We start from the raw sequence: 2079 nt of genomic DNA, 5'->3' as shown, positions 1-2079 counted from the left end.
GGTAGTCAGGCTTGAATTTTTTGTTAGGTGTTACTGTTTCGCATTCATTAACTTGGCAAAGAACCACTAATTTAACGCATTACGATAAACAAAACCCAAACCTTTTACTCAAATTGACAGCCAAATGCGATCAACTTAAAACAAGTATTCTGCTGATTTGATTGAGAAAACCAAAGCGCCTTTGCGCCAGTGGAACATTCAACCAACCTACGCCATTTTCCAATGAAGCAACCCACGAACATTGGCATGAGAAAAAGCGAAAGAAACGTGATTATTGGGACAGACCAAGCCGATTTGCTGACATCCGTAAACGAATGGCTAGAGAAATCCCCAAATCTTTTCCCCAACAATTACGCTTTTCTCTTCGTAAACCTAACGCCCGGCTAAGGGGTTGACAACGCACCGCCGAACTCAAAAAACACACCGTAAACACTGAACTTCAATTTTGTACTAAAGCCGCCACGCGTTGACAATCCCTCTTGAGCCGTTTGTTAGGCCAACCGATTGACAACGACACTTTAAAAACCAAAGAACAAGCTTTTTTGTAAACTTAAAACTAGCTAACCGATTCATTTATAAACCAAAATGCCAACTCAGCAAAGAAACAAAAAACTCAAATTGAGCGATTTGGAAGAAAAGTGGCGAGCGTAGCATGCTCGGCGGACGTTTGGATGCTGAAGGTTATTTTGCCGCTGAATTTACAGCGATAAACAACCCAACGCGATCAAGAAACAACAAATATGTGATGATTATTCATTTGCTTAAGTTCAGCCATGAGAACATGGAATTTACCGTTAAATTTCGACTCGTTTTAGCTGATAAAAACTCACCTTGCCTAACGCCCTGTTAAGGTGTGAGCAATGCAATACCGATGCCGCCGCATACCACCTTAAACACCTAAACCAACGCATAGTAAAAATGCCACGCGTTGCGAATCACTCTTAAACAGTTTGTTAAATTACATGCTCAAAGCCATTTTTAGTACCATTAACTAATGGTGTTCTGTCGGGCTATTGCAGTAATAAGGTATTTTTTTAGTCGTTGCAGAGGCTCAATATTATCAAGAACAATTGTACAAAATATATTGCCAAACATTGGGACTAAAGCGGCTGTCCACGCTACGTTTGTACTCAAGTACCAATTGTTAAGTTTTGCAAAACCGACATATGAGCTAAAACTATAAAGATCAAAACACTCTTTTTTGATTGCGCAGAATACAGTTAAAACATCAAAACTTCCCCAGGATCCAGTTTTAAGCCACATGTACGAACCATACAGTGTCGATACGATCAAAACCAAAATCGGAGCGACAAGCCCAAACAATACAAAATCATCGCTTAGCCATCCAAGAAGTCCCCAAAGTAAAACTAACGAGAATAATATTAACAATGCCACCTTTTACCTCACTGATGTTTATTGTTGTAATTTAACGCCGCATTAAGGGGTGAACAACGAAAACCACCCGACCTGAACCATTGTGCCGTAAACACTAAAGCTGATTCAAACCAAAACTGCCAAGCGTTGTGAATCCCTCTTAAATGCTTTGTTATGTGAATTATTCAGGGGCAATCGTGATGTTGAACGTTTGGATTTGAACAAATTCATCTTCACCTATAAACGACAAGTCAAAAGGAGCCGCCAACAAAATCGCCACTTTAACATTCTTTTCTAACTGAGCATTCCCTGTACTGCTCAATATTTTAGTTTTAGTAACATTACCCAATATATCGATACTTACTTGATATCTGACTTGTTGCCCTTTGAAATCATCTTCAAGCACCAAGTTGTTTTGAATGGCGTCATGTACGTGTTGCGCCCAAATAGATATTTGACTGGGTGCTTCACTCTCGACTTCGTTTACAACCTTAGACTGGGCAATTGCATTAAGTGATACACCCAATAACAACCAAGCTAAAGTTAAATGAAATAATCGCATTGTACCTCCATTCACATAACGCCCAATTAAGTGGTGAACAACGCACTAACCAAGCCACTGCATTGCACCGTAAAACACTTTACCTGACGCATAGTAAAACTGCCACGCGTTGAGAATCCACTTGAATTGCTTGTTATGTGAAT

Annotated in this window: 3 protein-coding genes; 1 reads left to right on the top strand and 2 read right to left on the bottom strand. The window is 39.8% G+C overall.

Annotated elements, in window-relative coordinates:
- Nucleotides 1-652: 652 nt before the first annotated feature.
- The gene (locus tag EXZ60_RS18800; protein ID WP_277436150.1) at nucleotides 653-850 is read left to right on the top strand and encodes a hypothetical protein; all 198 of its coding nucleotides are present in this window, start codon (nucleotides 653-655) and stop codon (nucleotides 848-850) included.
- Nucleotides 851-987: 137 nt separating this feature from the next.
- Here the strand turns inward: EXZ60_RS18800 and EXZ60_RS18790 are convergent, their stop codons facing one another.
- Together EXZ60_RS18790 and EXZ60_RS18785 are read right to left on the bottom strand one after the other, a co-directional pair.
- On the bottom strand, nucleotides 988-1395 hold the full coding sequence (locus EXZ60_RS18790; protein ID WP_277436149.1) for a hypothetical protein: 408 nt from the start codon (nucleotides 1393-1395) through the stop codon (nucleotides 988-990).
- A 160-nt stretch (nucleotides 1396-1555) separates the two neighbouring features.
- Nucleotides 1556-1936 (bottom strand): energy transducer TonB, encoded by a 381-nt coding sequence (locus EXZ60_RS18785; RefSeq protein ID WP_277436148.1) that lies wholly within the window; start codon nucleotides 1934-1936, stop codon nucleotides 1556-1558.
- Between the last annotated feature and the right edge of the window lie 143 nt (nucleotides 1937-2079).

This window comes from Vibrio sp. 1151_11 (genome assembly GCF_029478525.1).
GTDB lineage: Bacteria > Pseudomonadota > Gammaproteobacteria > Enterobacterales > Vibrionaceae > Vibrio > Vibrio anguillarum.
This window is presented reverse-complemented; position numbering and strand designations above follow the sequence as displayed.

What these genes read in the sequence shown, in the direction of transcription:
- EXZ60_RS18800 (WP_277436150.1), top strand. Translation starts at nt 653, where the DNA reads ATGCTCGGCGGACGTTTGGATGCTGAAGGTTATTTTGCCGCTGAATTT.
- EXZ60_RS18785 (WP_277436148.1), bottom strand. Translation starts at nt 1,936, where the DNA reads ATGCGATTATTTCATTTAACTTTAGCTTGGTTGTTATTGGGTGTATCA.